Annotated in this window: 12 protein-coding genes; 2 read left to right on the top strand and 10 right to left on the bottom strand. The window is 65.1% G+C overall.

All coding sequences use genetic code 11. The features are described from left to right. The first annotated feature begins 135 nt into the window (after positions 1 to 135). Positions 136 to 1,533, top strand: coding sequence for a hypothetical protein (locus ACE37B_RS14955; RefSeq protein WP_409924122.1), 1,398 nt, complete (start codon positions 136 to 138; stop codon positions 1,531 to 1,533). A gap of 38 nt (positions 1,534 to 1,571) precedes the next feature. Here the strand turns inward: ACE37B_RS14955 and ACE37B_RS14950 are convergent, their stop codons facing one another. The 10 genes from ACE37B_RS14950 to ACE37B_RS14905 form a co-directional block, all read right to left on the bottom strand. Further along, positions 1,572 to 2,291: a M48 family metallopeptidase gene (locus ACE37B_RS14950; RefSeq protein ID WP_409924121.1), complete on the bottom strand. Its 720-nt coding sequence runs from the start codon at positions 2,289 to 2,291 to the stop codon at positions 1,572 to 1,574. After that, the gene (locus tag ACE37B_RS14945) at positions 2,288 to 5,527 is read right to left on the bottom strand and encodes a type I restriction endonuclease subunit R (protein WP_409924120.1); all 3,240 of its coding nucleotides are present in this window, start codon (positions 5,525 to 5,527) and stop codon (positions 2,288 to 2,290) included. The genes ACE37B_RS14950 and ACE37B_RS14945 overlap by 4 nt, the downstream gene beginning before the upstream one ends. Then, positions 5,524 to 6,228 carry a hypothetical protein gene (locus ACE37B_RS14940; protein WP_409924119.1) on the bottom strand — a complete coding sequence of 235 codons (705 nt, stop codon included), beginning with the start codon at positions 6,226 to 6,228 and terminating at the stop codon, positions 5,524 to 5,526. The genes ACE37B_RS14945 and ACE37B_RS14940 overlap by 4 nt, the downstream gene beginning before the upstream one ends. 55 nt (positions 6,229 to 6,283) lie before the next feature. Next, positions 6,284 to 7,069, bottom strand: coding sequence for an IS21-like element helper ATPase IstB (istB, locus tag ACE37B_RS14935; protein WP_409924118.1), 786 nt, complete (start codon positions 7,067 to 7,069; stop codon positions 6,284 to 6,286). Next, positions 7,066 to 8,394 carry an IS21 family transposase gene (istA, locus tag ACE37B_RS14930; protein WP_409924117.1) on the bottom strand — a complete coding sequence of 443 codons (1,329 nt, stop codon included), beginning with the start codon at positions 8,392 to 8,394 and terminating at the stop codon, positions 7,066 to 7,068. The genes istB and istA overlap by 4 nt, the downstream gene beginning before the upstream one ends. A 133-nt stretch (positions 8,395 to 8,527) precedes the next feature. Continuing rightward, positions 8,528 to 9,079, bottom strand: a complete 552-nt coding sequence (locus tag ACE37B_RS14925) for a restriction endonuclease subunit S (protein WP_409924116.1) — start codon at positions 9,077 to 9,079, stop codon at positions 8,528 to 8,530. Then, on the bottom strand, positions 9,072 to 11,462 hold the full coding sequence (locus ACE37B_RS14920; RefSeq protein WP_409924115.1) for an N-6 DNA methylase: 2,391 nt from the start codon (positions 11,460 to 11,462) through the stop codon (positions 9,072 to 9,074). Before ACE37B_RS14920 ends, ACE37B_RS14925 begins: the two co-directional genes overlap by 8 nt. Positions 11,463 to 11,513: 51 nt before the next feature. Beyond that, on the bottom strand, positions 11,514 to 12,371 hold the full coding sequence (locus ACE37B_RS14915) for an HNH endonuclease (protein WP_409924114.1): 858 nt from the start codon (positions 12,369 to 12,371) through the stop codon (positions 11,514 to 11,516). Positions 12,372 to 12,463: 92 nt separating this feature from the next. Beyond that, positions 12,464 to 15,373 (bottom strand): MobF family relaxase, encoded by a 2,910-nt coding sequence (mobF, locus tag ACE37B_RS14910; protein ID WP_409924113.1) that lies wholly within the window; start codon positions 15,371 to 15,373, stop codon positions 12,464 to 12,466. A gap of 85 nt (positions 15,374 to 15,458) precedes the next feature. Further along, complete coding sequence (locus tag ACE37B_RS14905; RefSeq protein ID WP_409924112.1) at positions 15,459 to 15,803, bottom strand: helix-turn-helix transcriptional regulator; 345 nt, start codon at positions 15,801 to 15,803, stop codon at positions 15,459 to 15,461. 305 nt (positions 15,804 to 16,108) lie between these two features. Here ACE37B_RS14905 and ACE37B_RS14900 point away from each other — a divergent pair, with 305 nt between their 5' ends. Beyond that, a complete protein-coding gene (locus ACE37B_RS14900; RefSeq protein ID WP_409924111.1) occupies positions 16,109 to 17,275 on the top strand; it encodes a tyrosine-type recombinase/integrase in 1,167 nt (388 codons plus the stop codon). The last annotated feature ends 131 nt before the right edge of the window (positions 17,276 to 17,406 follow it).

Raw genomic sequence — 17,406 nt, 5'->3', positions numbered from 1 at the left:
CATTGAGTCGAAGCGCCCCCAAAGCTTAACTACGTCACTGCAGTTTGAACCCAGCCGGACTCGCCGTGCCACCGGCTTCACCAGGGTTATTGAAAATGGGTTGCTTTGTGGTTGATAAGTCGCGAAACTCACTGGATGTCGAACGACCTCACCAAAACGATCAACGATGTTGAGGTTCAGATCGGAGGCCTCTCACAATCGGTCGCTGAGCTGAGAAATCTCATCGAGCGGGCCGGAGGTCTCGCACCTGGCGCGAGCGCCGGACCCATGACTCTCCACGAGGCCATGGCCGCCGTCCTGCGTCAGCGTGGTAACGAATGGACGAAAATTTCTGATCTAGCCGAGATGATCAACGCACAGGGCCTCTACGCCAAAGGTGATGGAAGCCCGGTCGAATCGAATCAACTTCACGCCCGCGCTAATCGCGATACGTATCGGAACCTGTTCGAGAAGAACGGCCCGATGCTGCGGCTCCGGCAGCCGGCGGTCGGCGAGCAAGGACGGATCGGAACGGGGCGACGGGGCCCGATCGGCTACGAGGCGCGTCTATCGAATGACCTCACAGAGTTCCTTGCGGCTTGCGCCGAACTCTGCCGGCTCGGGCGAGATTCGTACTTTGAGGCGAACAAGGCTGGCTTCAATGCACATCCTGAGACGGAAGCGCAGTTTGCTCAGGCGGCAACTGAGTTGGAGACTTGGCCAGGCGGCGCATGGCCAGCTTCCGGCCCTGCCGAAACTCTTCACCAGGTGGGTTTGATGTTGGCGAACTCTGCTGGAGGCCGGCTCGGAGAAATGGGATCGATCCTCGAATCCGGCGAGGTCGCCTGGTCGCTTCCCACTCACAGTCGCGGCGTGCTCGAGGTGTGCTCAAACATCTTCCGCATCTACGTCCAGCCGTTCGTCGGCCACTTCGGCACCGTTCTCGTTGGCGAGGCCATCTCCAATGAACTGCTTCTCCAAATGTACGCAAGCGCGCACCTCCTTATTCTGGACAGCGCCTTCAATGGGAAGGCACTCGCTGCCAGCTACCTTGACCTTGACCCGTCCGACCCTCAGCGACAGGCCGATCTGCTGCGTGCTGAGTCCGAAGTCGCACGAATCACCGGGGCGTACGTTCAGCACCACGATTCGGCCACTTCCGACGTCTCAAGCCCGCGCCGGCTACGACTGAGCGGCACCTCACTAGGTACAACGACGGCGCTGGTCGACCAGCTTGCGGAGTGGATGTGGCCCGATCCGAGCCAACGACCGAAGTCGTTGTACAAGGTGCTGAGTGGTCATGCCCACACATCCCTCGACTCCGACCTACAGCTGTACAAGATCGACGATGAACCCGGGCGGCGAGAGATGACGCGCTTCGTGACTCGCGACTTCATCGCCAACAGTGTCTTCGTGCCCGTTGTGGTTTTCCAGGGCGTCTTCGCCCGACTCGTTGGCTACTACGGATGGAGCGAAGAACCCTTGCATGCGTTCAGTGAGCGAATCGCCGAGGTGTTTCCAGCACACTTTCGCTACGGCGACCAACGGCTCTGAGACAAAGACAAGCGTGCCCCTCACCGCTTGACGTCGAGTTAGTCACGGCAGGTCCAGATCTTCACACCGGCCGTGGTGAGTTCATTGCGGCGGCGTTCGTAGTCGGGCATGCCCCGGGCGACTTCGGCCCAGTAGCGGTCGGTGTGGTTCAGCTCTCTGAGATGGGCGAGCTCGTGGACGATGACGTAGTCAATGAGGCTCGGCGCAAGCTGCAGGGTCGCCCAGTGGATATTGATGTGCGTGTCGCCCTTGGTCGAACCCCAGCGGTAGCCGAGGTCACGCACAGCGACATCGACACCAGCCGCTCCCATTCGCTTCGCCCACGGTTCGACGCGGCGCTGAAGCCACGCCTGACCGGAGCGGACATACCAGCGACGCATCGCAGCATCACCCTCAGCCGCGGTCGCGGTCGACATCAGAAACCGCCCGCGGTCGAGGCGAACGCCGTCGACCATGTCGTCGATCTTGAGCCGGTAGTTGCGCCCGAGGTAGGCGAAGCCTTCCCCGTCGACGAACTGCTTGCGGATGGGCGGTGCGACGAGTGCGTCTTTCTCGGCAAGCTTGCGATATACCCACGGTCGCTTCGATTCGATGAACCGCTCCACGCGCTCACGTGACGCGCAGGTCGGTGCCCGGAGGATGAGCAACGCGTCGCGGTCAACCGTGATCTCCAACGTCGTCCGATCGGTCGGCGGGGCGATCGTGAAGACGAGGTCGCCGGCGGTCAGCGAATCGAGTGAGTGGATGCCTGCGCTCATCGCAACCTCTGGCGATTCGCGTTCGCCAGTGCGACGAGATCGACGGCGAGTTCGTCGAGGTCGTCGTACCTGAAGAGGTTGCTGTCGTCGAGCTTGCGCTTGACGGCCTTGCGGAGCTCGTCTTGTTTGGTGCTGTTCTCCCAGAACCCGACCACGGCGATCTGACCTCGCACGTCGGCGACGAGCGAACGGGTGAGGGCCGTGAGCCCGTCGGCGGCGGCACCGTCGGAGCTCGAGACGCGTTCGGCCATCAGTCCGTGAAACGGCAGCTCCGTGGTGGGGTCGAGGCCGGTGTCCTGTTCGTCGATGCGTCCGGCGTTGATCTCGCTGATGATCTCTTCGAACATCGCAATTTGTTCCCAGCGGTCTTCGAGCTTGTCGAGGATCTCGTCGACACGCTGCGAGAGCCGGTCGTAGTAGGCGGGGTCCTCGTCGAGGTGCTCGCGAACGTGGTGGCGAATGGCGTGTTCCATCTCCGACGCCTTCGTGCGCGGCGACACGATGCCACGCACGTGCTCGGCGAACTCAGCGTCGGTCACCTTGATCGGCGCGATCCGCTGCGAGAGGTCGAGCACGGTGATGTGCTGGTCGATGAGGCGACGCACCTTCTCCTTGTACTTGTGCGGGTCGAAGTCACCGTCGACGTCGTCTCGATAGCGGCGGCGGGTGAGCACCTGGATCTCGCCGTACAGGTTGACCGCGTCGACGAACGGCAGCGCCTCGGGCCGCGGGAGCACCGTGTCGAAGGTGGACATGAACTGCTTGAGCCCGACATCGAACTCGGCCCGCAGGCGCTCGTCTTCGAGGAGCAGGATGCAGTCCTCGATGGTCTCGGTTGACGGGTCGACGCCTCGCTGCACGAAGAGCTGGCGGATGCGTTCGCGTTGGGGGTCGAGCTTGGCGATCTCGGCGACGAGTGGGCGGAGCGCGCCGTCGACATCAGGGTCGCTCTCGCCGTCGGTGCTCGTGTAGGCGGCGAGCGCCTGGGTGAGTTGGCCGGCGACGCCGTAGTAGTCGACGACGAGCCCGTACGACTTCTTCGGGGCGGTGCGGTTGACCCGGGCGATCGCTTGGAGCAGTTCGGCTTCCTGGATGAGCCGATCGAGGTACAACACCTGAGCGTGCGGCGCGTCGAAGCCGGTGAGCAGCATCGACTTCACGATCAAGATCGCGAGCGGGTCGGTATTGTCGGTCACCGGGCCGAGCGGCCGCTTGAACAGGTTGGTGCGCACCTTCTGGCGGAGCTTGTCGCTCCACAGATGGTACTCCGGCGGATCGTTGTGGTCAGCCGAGATGACCGGCGCGAAGTCCAGATCGCGCAGCAGGTAGAGCTGCCCGGCGGCGCTGCGGAGGAACTGCTCGTCGACGTCGAGCTGGTCGTACGGACGGCCGTCGTCCTCTGAGGTGAAGGCTTCGATCTCGGCGACGAGTTCGTCCCGAGCCATGTTGAGTGCGTCGAAGTAGCGGATGCAGGCTTTGCGGCTGGTGGCGACGATCATGCCCTTGAAGCCGTCGGGCATGACGGTGCCGACGTAGTGGCGGAGGATGTCGCGTGCCTTGGCGGCGATCATCTCGGGCGCTTCGAGCACCTGGGCGGTGGTGGCGTACTTCTTCTGGAGGAGTTCGCGCTGGTCGTCGGTGAGCCCGGAGAACCAACGGGCGAACACGTCGTCCATCTTCGATGCGCCGGCGACCGCGGCGTCGGTGGTCTTGCCCTCGTAGAAGATCGGCACGGTCGAACCGTCGGCTTCGGACTCGGTGAGCGTGTACCGGTCGAGGTAACCGCCGAAGATCTCGAGGGTCTTCTTGCGCTTACCCATGATGATCGGCGTGCCGGTGAACCCGATACGTGCTGCGTTGGGGAGCGCATTCATCAGGTTGGCGTGCAGCGCCGAGCCGTGCGAGCGATGCGCCTCGTCGACCATCACCAGGATCGAGTCCGACTCGTTGAGCGTCCCGAACGCTTCACTGCCCGACAGTCCGTCGCCACCGCCGTTGTCGGTGTCGCGGTACTTCTGGATCATCGCCATGACGACGCCGGGGCCGGGCTGGCTCAGGAGTGCTTTCACCTCGTTGGCGTTGCGGGCGACCTTGATCGTCTCACCGGTGAGCGCTGCGGTGTCACTGAGTTGATCTTGCAGGTCGGTGCGGTCGGTGACGAGCACGATCTTGAAGCGGCGAAGCTCGGGGTGGCTACGCATCGCCCGGATGAGGAACACCATTGTCAGGCTCTTGCCCGATCCCTGGGTGTGCCACACGATCCCGCCACGCCGATCGACGTGCCCATCGACCGCCCTCGTCGTGCCGGTGAGCATCCGGTTGATCGCCTTGCTCACGCCCCGGTACTGCTGATAGCGAGCGACGAGCTTGACCGTCGGGCCCGAGTCGAGCTCCATGAACAGCGTGAAGTGCCGCACGATGTCGAGCAGCCGCTCGGGCGCCAGCATCCCGGCGCTCAAGACCTCCTGTTGGCTGACTTCGTCGACCGACTTGCCGAGCGACACGGCCAGCTCGTCGACCTTCGTCGGGTACGGGTCCTTCCAGGCGAGGTAGTGCTCGGCCTCCGCCGAGAATGTGCCCGCCTCAGCCCGCTCACCGGTCGTGGCGACCGTGAACTGATTGGTCCAGAACAACTGCTCTGGCCCCTCAGCGACCTGACCTCCACGCTGGTTCGCGTAGCGACGGAGCTGATCGATGGCGTCGGTGATCGCGCTCTCCTTGCCCGGCGGTTTCGCCTCGATCACCACCAGGGGGATGCCATTCACGAACAACGTCACGTCAGGCCGCATGTCCTTCGCTTGCCCCGGCGTCGCCACCCGAAACTGCGACACCGCCAGGAAGTCATTGGCCGACCAGTTGTCCCAGTCGAGGTAGTTGATCGTCTGGTCCCGACCACCATCCCAACCATCGAGGCCGGGCACAGTCACCCCGCCGAGCAACAGATTGGTCGACAATCGGTTCGCTTCGAGCAACTTCGCCCCAGCTGGCATCGACCGCAACTCCGCGACGGCTGAGTTGATCCGAGCCTCGTCGAGCCACTCGACGCTGTCGGGACCGAGGTTGATCTGCCACAGCGCCACCCGGAGCCGCTTCTCCAGCAGAACATCGCGCTCCGATGACCGATCGCAGTCGTCGCTCGGGAGGTGCTCGCCCCAGATCAGGGTGTCCCAACCAAGCGATGCGAGCTGATCGAGCAAGGGCCGCTCGACCTTCTCCCACTCGGGACCAAGACTCACGCTTTCACCGTCCGCACGCGGCCCGACAGAAGGTCCGAGGCCAGGCCCCTTCGTAGCTCACGGAGCTTCGAGTGCTGGTTGCTCTCGGCTTCGAGACGCTGCTCGTTCGAGCGGAAGGCCGCCATGAGTTGCTCGGACTCCTCCGTCGGCAGCGGCACAAGAAGCGAACGAATAAGTCCGCCACTCAGATTGAGCATCGTGCTGCCCACCGCTCGCCCGAGGACTTGTCGCTGGACATAGTCGTGTCGATAGACGAGGGCCAGCCAATCGGCGGCAATCACGTTGTTCGGAATCCTGACGAGCAGGCAACCAGTGCCGCACAGCCCGCCTGCAGCTCCGTCTGGGACCACGGCGCAACGAGAGAGATCGCCCCTTCGACCAAACAAAAGATCGCCCGAGCGCAGCCGATGACGCCCCAGTTCGTTCGCCTTCGATTCGGTGATCTTGGCGGCTCCGGCGATATCAAGGCGCCCGTTGGCGATGTCAGTGGGCATGAACGTCGGCACGCCCTCACTTACGTAGTCACTCGCGTGCAGTTGGCTTCCAAAGGGGCCCGTCTGGACGAGCGAACCGGGCGCTCCTTCTGCGATCTGACCGATCGATCGGATACCGGGGCCCGCGAATGCTGCGGCTACGGCGGCCGATGCAAGACCGGATGCCGTCACCGACAGCTTGTGTGAGCGATCAGGGAAACCCGACATCGGGGATCATCGAAAACCGACATGGGGTCGGTGTTCTGGTCGGTGGGTGGTGAGGTTAGTTGGCGCCTCGGTCGCCGGGGTTGGTGGTGGCGATCTCGAGGCCGTTGTGCTCGCGTAGACGCCAGGACTGGCCCTTGATGTTGAAGACGATCGCGTTGTGCATCAACCGGTCGAGAACGGCTGCGGCGACGACGGTGTCACCGAAGATGGTGCCCCAGTCTGGGAGTCCTCGGTTCGTTGTCACGATCGTGGGGTGGCCTTTCTCGTAGCGGCTGTTGACGACTTGGAAGAACACCGCCGATGCTTCGGTCCCGCCGATCGGGAGGAGTCCGACGTCATCGATCACGAGCACGGTGGGTGCGGTGAAGGTCTTCATCTTCGAGGCGAGGTTGCCTTCGATGGAGGCGCGCACGAGGGTGCGGCAGAGGTTGTCGGCGGTGCTGAAGTAGCCGCGGTAGCCGGCCTCGACCGCCAAGGTGGCGAGCGCGACAGCGAGGTGGGTCTTGCCGCACCCGGGTTGGCCCAAGAAGAGGATGGGCCGGTTCTCGTCGATGAAGCGCAGGGTGGCGAGGTCCTCGACGAGCTTGCGGTCGACGGAGGGCTGGAACTCGTAGTCGAAGTCGTCGATTGTGCGTCGGTAGGGGAACCGGGCGTAGCGCAACCTGGCCGTGAGGCGGCGGTCTCGATCTGCGGTTGCCTGCTCGGCGACGAGGCGGGCCAAGTATTCGATGTGGGACCAGTTCTCGGTCTTGGCTTGCTCAGCGAGCATCGCGAACGCGCCCGCAGCGGCGTCGAGTTTGAGGTAGCCGAGGTCGGCTTTGATCTGTTCATAGACGCTCATGCCGACACCTCGCCGTCATCGATGGCGACCGGGTAGCGGTCGTCGAGATCGGGCGGTGCGACGTCGTAGTCGCCGCCCAGCTCGAGTCGCTCGGCCGAGGGCGGGTCAACCTGGTTGGCGACGACGCGCAGGTCCGGACCCGACGGGTCCCAACCCAATGCGAGGGCCTCGGCAGCGAGCTTGTGGGCCGGATCCCACACGTCGACACGGCGACCGTCGACGAGGCGGTGCGTTGCGATCAGGCGACCGGCGAGACGAATCTCGACAGTGGTGCCGTTGACCTTGCGTCGGATCTCGACCTTGTGCCCCAACGCTTCTGGCGGGACCGAGTATCGGTTCGCGTCGATCGACACGAACGGCAACACGTTGTGCACCCGACGCACCTCCACGTAATCCGAGTCGAACCGCACCCGCGGCAACGCGCCGAGGAAGTCACGCTCGACCGCCAACCGATCCAGCGGTGTCTCCCCGGTCGTTCGTGACTCGACCGCGTGCACCCGGTCGGTCAGCCACACGACTGCTCGCCGGTTCAGATCATCGAGACCTGTGGGGATGCCGTCGTGTTCGACCTCGGGCAGGAACGTCTCTTGCAGTTGGCGGAACGGACGCTCGACCTTGCCCTTCCGTTTCGCGTCACCGGCCTGGCACGACGCGATCTTCGTCGAGTGGTGCGCAGCGAAACCGACCGTCGGAGCATGCAACTCGAAGCGCCGGCCCTGAGACCGGCCGAGTGCTCCCATCCGGTCCGTGCGACACACCGTCGGGACACCACCGATCTGGTCGAAGAACCGGGCGATCCCTTCGAAGGTGTGATGACGATCCTCCGACGTGGTGAACCACCACATCCGCCAACGCGACCACGACAAGATCATCCCGAACGCCACCAGATTGATCTGCCACCCGAACCGTGCCGCCCACGACCCCAGGTCGCAGAAGTCGAACTGGGCTTCCTCACCGGGATCGGTGTGGATCGGCACCGACACAGAGTTCGCTGCCTTGAACCGAGGACCCCGGATATCGCGCACCGCGCGCACCACCGTCGGATACGAACCTTCGAAGCCGGTCGCAGCGAGCTTGTTGTGAATACTCACCGCCTGCATCCTCGGCCACTTCTTCACCATCGTGTCGACGCGCTGCTGCCAGTGCTCGGTCATCACCGACGCCTCGCCGGCTCGAGCCTCGGGAGGCGGGCCGTTCTTCAACCGATCCGACACCGTCGTGCGGTGCCATCCGGTGTGCTCCGCGATCTCTTTGATCGTCCATCCCTGCGCATGCAGGTCGTTGATATTCACGTAGTTCTCCTGGGTCATCATGGAGAGCGGCACCTCCGGTCCGTGTTGTGGCTTGGTCGCTCAACACGCTGGAGGTGCCACCCCAACGGGTGGTGGATGCCGGCCAGAAGACCCCGACACCCATGTCAGTTTTCAATGATCGTGAATGTCAGTCTTCAGTGATCGCTCACAGCTTGGCGATGACGCGTTCCGTGGCTTGGATCGTTTCGTCGATCGTGTCGAGGATCTCTGCGATCCGCCGCTGCTCTTCCAGCGGCGGCACCGGTACTCGGATCTGCAGATAGTCGCGAACCTTGAGGTTGATGATGCCGGTGGTCTGTTGCTGGACCTCCCAGATCTTGGGCTGTCTGTACAGATGGTCGAGAAGGTGGTGCGTGAATCGGGGGTCGGTTCCGGTCGCCGGCCTCAGCGTGCGAAAGAAGTTGGACACGACGTACAGCCGATCATCCGGTGGATCGAAACGCGCAACGCGACCGACCGGTACGCCAGGCCCACCACCCGCTGCCTCCAGAATGAGGTCACCTCTCTGCAGCCGCTTCCGGGCGACCTTGATCGAGGGGATGAACCTCCGAGCACCACTTGAATAGTCGAGCCCGCCATCGATGAAGTTGGTCGCTCGCAAGACGAACGCTTCACGGAGGCCGTCTCCAGCATCCTGATCGCCCCACTCTCCAGGAAATTCGTCTGCAATGAGCGACGCGACACGCTGCTCACGCATATCCGAGTTCCTGCAGGTGCTTGTCGAGGCGGGCCGCCGCCTCGTACCTCGTCTCTTCGAGTGCTCGGAGCGTGATGCCGTACTTGTCGGCCAGGCTGTCGTACCAGGCGATGACATTGCGTTCGATGCCCGAGTAGTGGCTGCCGAGGTGCCGTTCGATGCGGCTTCGCAGTTCGCCGATCACAACGTCGGTGGAGGCATCGGCGTTCATACCTGCGAGCGCTGACCGGGCCGTCGCAAGAAGTCCGGCGTCGATGGTCTTGAGGTCCTTCTTGGCCTTCGTCCGGGTGGCCTTGAGTTTCTTCATCGCGTCGGGGCTGATCGTGTCTTCAAGCTCGGGGTCTTCTTCGTCCTCGTCGCCGGATGCTTCGCAGGCTTTGATCTCGGCGTCGATACGGGCTGCTTCGGTTGCGAGATCGCGGCGGCGGTCGAGGGCGTCGCCAGCGAGGAGTCGGATGGCCGCTTGGTCGGCGAGGTCGGGGGCGTTCTTGTCGTCTTGGGTTGATTCGGCGGTGGTGAGCCAGCCTTCGAGGACGGCTTTCCATCCGCGGCTGGCGGCGGCTTGGAGGTCGAAGACGCTGTCTTCCCACCAGGTCGCTGCCATGCCGGCTGCGGCGAAGCGGTCGATGTCTTCCGCCTCTAAATGAGCGACGAAGGCGTCGACGAGTTCGGGACGGAGGCCGACGAGAGTTCCGTTCTCGGGGAGAGCGAGCAGCGCTGGGCGTGCGGCTTCGTGCCACCACTTGTCGAGCCCCGCTGCGGTGCTCTGCTGAGCGACGGCGCGTCGGATCGCGTCCTTGGCGGCTTCTCGACCTGCGTGCGTCTGGATGTCGTGGTTCCAGTCGGCGTAGCCGTCACCGCGGGCGGTGAAGAACGTGTCGACATCGACGCCGGCTTGGGCAAGCAGCGGCGCAGCATCGTCGAGTTCCGTGATCGGGACGCCGCCGTGGAGGTGTGCTCGGACGTCGTGCGGTTCGGGTCGTGGAGCGTTGTCGGCGTAACGACGGATATTGCAGTTGAAGTCGTTCTCAGCGAGTTCGGAGGCGGCGACGACGTTGGCGAAGCCGTCTACGTCGGCGAAGTCACGGTAGGTGGCGACGATCTTCTGTTCGTGTTGGGGGCTGAGCATGTTCTGGGCTCGGCCTTCGGTGTACTCGCGGTCAGCGTTGATGAACAGCACCTTGCCGCGGCGTTCGGGCGGCTTGGATCCCTTAGCCCGCAGGATGAGGATGGCGGCAGGGATGCCGGTGCCGTAGAAGAGGTTGGGGCCGAGCCCGATCACGGTGTCGAGCAGGTCGTCTTCGATGATGCGCTGGCGGATCTTGCCTTCCTCGCCGCCGCGGAACAGCACGCCGTGGGGCATGACCGTGGCGACGATGCCGTCGGTCGTCAGCACGGCGAGCATGTGCTGGAGGAACATGAGGTCGGCCTTCTTGCCGCCCTCGGGGGTGTAGCCGTAGCGGAAGCGTTCGGTGTGGGCGAGCTGGCTCTTGTCGTAGTTCTGGGAGAACGGCGGGTTGGTGATCACCCGGTCGAACCGCATCAGCTCGCCGTCACGGATGTGTTCGGGGTCGGTGAGGGTGTCGTTGTTGCGCAGGTCGGCGTCGCGGATTCCGTGCAGCAGCATGTTCATCTTCGAGATCGACCAGGTGGTGCCGTTGGCCTCCTGCCCGGCAAGGAACAGGTCGGCCGGGTTGCCGCCGTTGTCGGCGACGTGGTTGCGGGCGTAGATCAACATGCCGCCCGAACCCGAGCACGGGTCGTAGATCGACATGCCCGCCTGCGGGTCGACGAGGCGGACCATGAGCTGGACGACCTGGCGGGGCGTGTAGAACTCACCGCCCTTCTTGCCGGCCGAGTCGGCGAAGTCACGGATCAGGTACTCGTAAGCGGCGCCGAGCAGGTCGGGAAACTCGAAGTCCTCGTTGCGGAGCCGGTACTTCGAGAAGTGGTCGATCAGGTCGCGCCACTTCTTGTCGGTGACCGTCGTGGTGCCGACCCGCCTGTTGAAGTCGATGTGCTGCAGCACACCTTCGAGCGGCGGGTTGTGGGTCTCGAGTGCGGCGAGCGCCTTGTTCAGCCCGTCGCCGACCTGGTGGTGGACGTTGTCGCGGATGTGTTCCCACCGGCCCTCCGGCGGCACGAAGAACGCTTCGCGGTAGTAGTCGGGGTCGTCGGCTCGTCGCTCTGCGTCCTGCTGACTGCGGCCTTGGGCGAGTTGGTCCGCAATCACCTTCTGGCGTTCGACCTCGAAGACGTCGCTGGATCGCTTCAGGAACAGGGCGCCGAAGATGTACTCCTTGAACTCGGAAGCATCCATCTTCCCGCGCAGGATGTCGGCGGCGGCGAAGAGATGCCGCTCGAGTTGGGGAAGGGTGAGCACGCCCTGAGAGTACGCGGTCGGTCAGCGGAACACCGAGAAGCGTCCCCCCGTTCATCGACCGTGGATCAAGCGGTGGCGCCGGAGCGAGGACTTGCTCGGCCGATCGCGGACGACGGTCGGTCGGAGAAGCTTGCGCCCGTCGTACTGGGCGTACTCCGAGCCCTTGAGCTCGGGTGCCACCCGAGTCTTGAGATCCGCGTCGATCCAGATCAGGCCACGATCGAACAGGTTGTGGATGTCTGCCCGCAGCAGAAGACCGTTCGCAACGCCATGGTCGCCACCGTCTCGAACGCCGCGGATGTGTGCCGCCTGAAGCACCGTCTCTACCTCGCAGCCGGTGATCGCACAGCGGTTGTCGTACGCCTTCATCAGGTTCGAGCGGAACTCTCGCTGGCCCAGCCGCGCCTCGACCTCTCGCGCGACGAAGGTCACGGCGGTGTCGCTCGTGCGGGAACGAGTCGACTGATTCGCATCGAGCCACCGACCAAGCACGACGAGAGTCCGAGCGTTTGCTTCGTTCACGGCAGCCTGAACTCGCTGCCCGTACTCCTCGTACCGAATCGGATCCTTGGCGAGACGCTCGGTGAGAGTCCTATCCCAGTCGATCCATATCGCCCATCGACCCCAGTTCGAGTTCCAATGCGGATCCTCCCGCACGCGCCCGACGGCACGTATCGCTCCCTCCGGCTTCGCGAAGTAGGCCCACATGAGGTCTCGCGCCCGCACCTTGCGATGTCCGGTGGCGAGGCCCCATTCGGCGGCCTCGGCGTAGTCGAGTGACTTCCGGAATTCGGCGTAGGAGGTCGGCACTTCTTCGCCATCCGCGCCGATGAAGACGTACTCGGCCCCTGGGTTGAGCGGGTAGAGGAAGTGTCGAACGGCGGAGTCCTGCGCTTTGGTCGATGCCACGGATGAAAGCTACGCGACGCAGCGGAACAGCGTCCGAACGGCGGTGAGAACTAGCCCGATCCCTATCCCCGAGGAGATCACGGCTCTTCGAATCACAGCCCCGGAAGGTCGATCCCAGGCAACTCCGGCCGGGGTGCTTGCCGCCATTCCCCGGCCGTTCGTCGCCCATCGCGCGCAGACGCGTAGCTCGACAGCTCGGCACGGAGTCGCTCGTTCTCGCTCATCTCGCTCCACGGCTGCGACGGCTGGCTGGGTTCGGCACCGGGCTCGGGGAGGTAGTCCTCTGGTCCGCGTCCGGCCCATCTTGCGAGCGCTCGCTCGATCTCTCGCAGCTCGCTCCATCGCTTGGTCGGTCGGTGCTTGGGCGTTGCCGCAAGGTCGATGCCAAGTTCGGGCTCAAGCCGGTCGACGTCGCGGCGCCGGCTCTGGCGTGAACGTGCGATCTCGGGTCGGATGTCCTCGACCTTCCTGAGTTCCGCCCGGCGGGCGAGGGCGGGGCGGTCGATCCAGTCGGTGGCGATGGACTGGGCGACAACGTCGAGAGCGGTCTGCTCGCCGGTCGTCGCGACGAATACGTCGTTGGTCGAGCGCCCTCGGGTCATTGGGACGTAGAGGTTGCGGACGTCGGTGGGTCCGTCGAGGTAGAGGATGGCGACGTCGACGGTGCGGCCCTGTGCGCCGGCGCCGGTGCGGGCGTAGGCGAGGTCGACGTGTTGGGCAACGTACTCCTTCGGCAGTCGGACGCAGCCGCTGCGGCCTTCGGCGCTGATCGAGCCGTCTGGATGGATGGCGGTGACGGTCCACTCGGCTCGGTTGCGGACCATCCTGCGTCGGTCGGTGAGGAGGCGTCGGTCGTTGTCTCGCGTTGCGATCTCGTCGCCGATGAAGATCGTGTGGGCGCCGGCTCGGACGCTCGGCGACATCGGGTCGAGTTGGCCTTCACCGATGCGGACGAGCTGGCAGTAGTGGTTGAGCTCGTCGACCGCGTGGTTGGTGGGCGCCATGAGGAGGGCCGTTCGGCCGGCTTCTCGTTCGATCCACCAGCGGGTGATCGCGGCGGCTCGCATGCGGTGCTCGGTTCCGCCGTGGAGACGGCCGTGGTGGTCGTACAGCTCGGCGACGTCGGTGTCCCCGCGTCGGAGTCGGAGGCTGGCGTCGCGTTCCCAGTCGTTGTCGAAGCGGTGGACTCGGTCGAGTTCGACGGCGTCGTAGGTGTCGACGAAGAGGCCGAACATGCCGCCTCGGCCGACGGCGGAGAACTGCATCGGGTCGCCGACGAGAACGACTCGCCAGCGCTTCCGGTCGGCGAGGGCTGCGAGTTCGGCGAGCTTGCGGGTGGAGGTCATGCCGGCTTCGTCGACGATGAGGGTCGTCCCTGCGGGCAGGTCGTAGCGGTAGTCGGGTGGTCGGTCGAGGCGATGCTCGATGAGAAGCTTGTCGAGAGTGTCGGAGACGACGCCGGTCTCGTCCTCGAGTACCTCGGCTGCTCCAGCGGAAGGGGCGACGCCGATGACGGGTCGTCCGTCGGCGCGGAGTTGGGCGACGGCGGGTCGGAGGGCGGTGGTCTTGCCGGTGCCGGCGGGGCCGACGACGAGGACGAGTTGCTCGTCGCCGGCGACTCGGGAGGCGGCGTCGGCTTGGGCGATGTTGAGGTCGACGTCGGCTCGGTCGATCGCGGCGGGTGCGACGTCGCCGCCAGCGTCGAGGCGGCGCTCGGCCCAGTCGAGGAGGTCGTGCTCCTGGTCGAGGATGGCCTGCGTAGTCAACGCCCGGTCGACTCCCGACTCCGAGACCGGTCGACCATCGCGACGGAGCAGCGCGTCGGTCGGGACCGGCGCGGAGATGTCGACGCAGCGGTGTGTAGCGATCCAGTCGGCGAGTTCATCCAGCGCGTCAATGACACGTGCGGCGTCGATGCCGAGATCGGTCGCCAGCAGGCCGGCGAGTTCGCGCTGTAGCTCGGTCGGCCGCCACGTGGATTGGCGTTCGCTGATCGCTGCGATCGCTCGGTCGATCAGCGCTGCGGTCTCGTGCTGGTCGAGCGAACGACGTGGGGCAACCTGGCCGACGGCGTCGGCCACGATCTCCTCGGGTGTGGTGCCGAGTTGTCGTGCCTGCTCGCGCCATTCGGCGTGGAGGACGGCGGCGTTGACGTTCGGCTCCTTGCCGGGGCGGGTGTCGAGCACGGCTTCGCGTTCGAGTCGCCACCGTTCTCTCGGCGTCGGGTCGCGGTGCATGGTGGCGACGAAGCGGTCGAGCTTGGCGTCGATGCGGTGGAGGATGTCGTTGGTGCGGCCCGAGTATTCGGTGAGCACGATGTCGGGAACGTCGGCCATCTCCGCGATGCCGTTCTCCGGTGTGCGCCAGCGGACGCCGAGGTGCTGGGTGAGTTCGGCTCGGAGGGCGGCGTGGTAGAGCGCCGAGAGGGTGCGCTGGTCGCGCTTGATGAGTCGGGCGTCGAGGGCGAGCCAGCGGCCGTCGGGTGACTTGACCCGGTTCGGGATGACGACGTGGGTGTGGATCTGCGGGTCGAGGGCGCGGCTCGTGTGTTGCCGGAAGAGCGCGGCGACGATCCCGCTCGCGTCGACGACAGCGACTTCGCCGCCGATGCGGTAGCGGGTGTGGGCGTGTCGTTCGATCCAGTCGACGAGCGCTTCGACGGCACGGTCGTGTGACTGGAGGACTCGCTGGCGGACTTCGTCGTCGCCGAGTGCGAAGAGTACGGACACCGACTTCGGTGCCGAGCACGTGACGTCGAATCCGCGGACCGATGTGTCGCCGTACGCCCGGCCAAGGTTGCGGTCGGGCCGGTTCGGGTCGCGCCCGTCCATGATGGTGAGGAACTCCTCGTCGTCGAGTTCGCCGGCGAGGCCGAGTTCGTGGGCGGCGATCCCAACCCACTGACCTCGGGGCTCGTGGGCGTCGAGGTAGTAGCGAGGAAGCTTCTCGACGTAGTAGCGCCCGGCTCCCAGGCCCTTCAGCGTCGACACCCGGACGGTCATCACCGGCTCCCGGATCGGTTCCCAGACGCGACTGTGCACTCGTCTGTTTTGGTTGGGTGGAGGGGTTGGTTGGTTCGGTTTGTGGTCATGGTGTGGTGAGTGGGAGTTGTGGTTGGTGGGGGTGGGTGGTGGTCGTGTTGGTGTTGTTCGGTGTGGTGGTTCGGGGGTGGTCGTTGTTGGAGGTGGTGGTCGGTGTGGTGGTCGTGGGTTCGGGTGGCGGCGGATCGGTGGGGAGGGTGATGGGTCCGCCGATGAGGTCTTCGAGCTTTCGGCGGGGGATGCGGAGCTGCTTGCCGAACCGGACGGCGGGGAAGTCGCCGTCGCCGTGGTCGGCGGCGCGCCGGGCGAGTTGGTACGCGGACGTGCGGCCGATGCCGCACACGGCGGCCGTCTGCTCGACGGTCAGGAACTCTTGCCGGGTATCGCTCACGGCCGCCTCCTGCAGTCCGACGCAGGTGTCGAAGCGGACGGCCAGTGCACGATCGCTGCGTGGCGCACGAAGGAGGCGACGGGTTCAACGCGAATTGACAACATCACCCTCCCGACACTCCGCCGAAGAGCGCTTGCGCTACACATCGTTTCGATTCGGCCCATCGGAACTCCTCGTGGTTCACCCCACTCACGAAGGCCCATCTCCGCTCCGCGCGTTACATGAGAAATGCGACCACTTCCCTCGGCGGCCTGACGTCTGTACGTTGGGCTGAGGGGCGCGCAAGACCGATCGGAGAGGTCCACATGGCTCACATTGCGCAGAAGGGCGACCGCTTCTACGTCGTCGTGTACGGCGGCATCGACCCCGCGACCGGCAAGGCGAAACGCGACTGGCACGACGGCTACGCCACGCGCAAGGAGGCCGAGCGTGCCGCTGCCGAGATCACGAAGCGTCAGCACGACGGCGAGTACCGGTCACCGGATCGCATCACGCTCGCCGAGTACCTCACCGACCGGTGGCTGCCGCTGAAGAAGTCGCAGCTGAGCCGATCGACGTTCGACTCGTACCGCAACAACGTCCGGCTCCACGTGGCGCCGAGGATCGGGGCGATCCAGCTGCGTCAGCTGCAGCCCGAGGACCTCGACACGCTGTACGCCGAGCTGCTCGTCGACGGCAAGCTCAACGGCGCCGGCGGTGGGCTCGCACCGAAGACGGTGCGCAACATCCACGGCATGCTCCGCAAGGCGCTCGCCGACGCGCACCGCAAGGGCACCGTCCACCGCAACGTCGCCGACCTCGCCGACCCGCCGACCGTGCGCCACGCCGGAGCGAAGGAGCAACAGGTGTGGTCCACCGACGAGCTGCGATCGTTCCTCGACGCCATCGAAGACACCGCCTGGTTCGCCCCGGTCTACCTCGCGGCGAACACCGGGATGCGGCGCGGCGAGCTACTCGGGCTGACGTGGCGCAAGGTCGACCTCGACGAGGCTCGACTCGTCGTCGACCAGCAGCTGCTATCGGTTGGCTACGGCGCCGAGGTCGGCGTCCCGAAGACGTCGACGAGCCGCCGCACGATCGATCTCGACCCAAGGACCGTCGCAGTGCTGCGGACGTGGCGCCGGCTGCAGCTCGAGCAGCTGATGGCGAACGGGACGCGCAACGATGGTGACTTCGTATTCACCCATCCCGAGACCGGCGAGGCAGTCCACCCCGACCGCTTCTCGAAGATGTGGGACCAACTCGTCGCCGAACACGGCCCGCGCCGCATCCGCCTTCACGACCTCCGCCACACCCACGCCTCGATCCTGTTGAAGGCGAACGTCCCCGTGAAAGTCGTCAGCGAACGCCTCGGCCACAGCAGCCCCGCCTTCACGATGACCGTGTACCAACACGTGCTCCCCGGCATGCAGGCCGACGCTGCGGCGGCATTCGGCGACGCCGTGTTCGGAATGTCAACGCAGCTTCCTTGACACGGCGCTTCCGGAATCCCGACTACGGATCTTCGCCGAAGACCAACCACCAGACCCCAAGGAGGATGTACGCAGCCGCGGCGATTCCAATCGTTTGAGCGGTCGCCCACCCAAGATCCCGCACGAGATGG

The sequence above is a fragment of the Ilumatobacter sp. genome (assembly GCF_046290335.1).
Classification (GTDB): Bacteria; Actinomycetota; Acidimicrobiia; order Acidimicrobiales; family Ilumatobacteraceae; genus Ilumatobacter_A.
The sequence above is the reverse complement of the archived record's forward strand: the minus strand, read 5'-3'. Positions and strand labels throughout refer to the sequence as shown.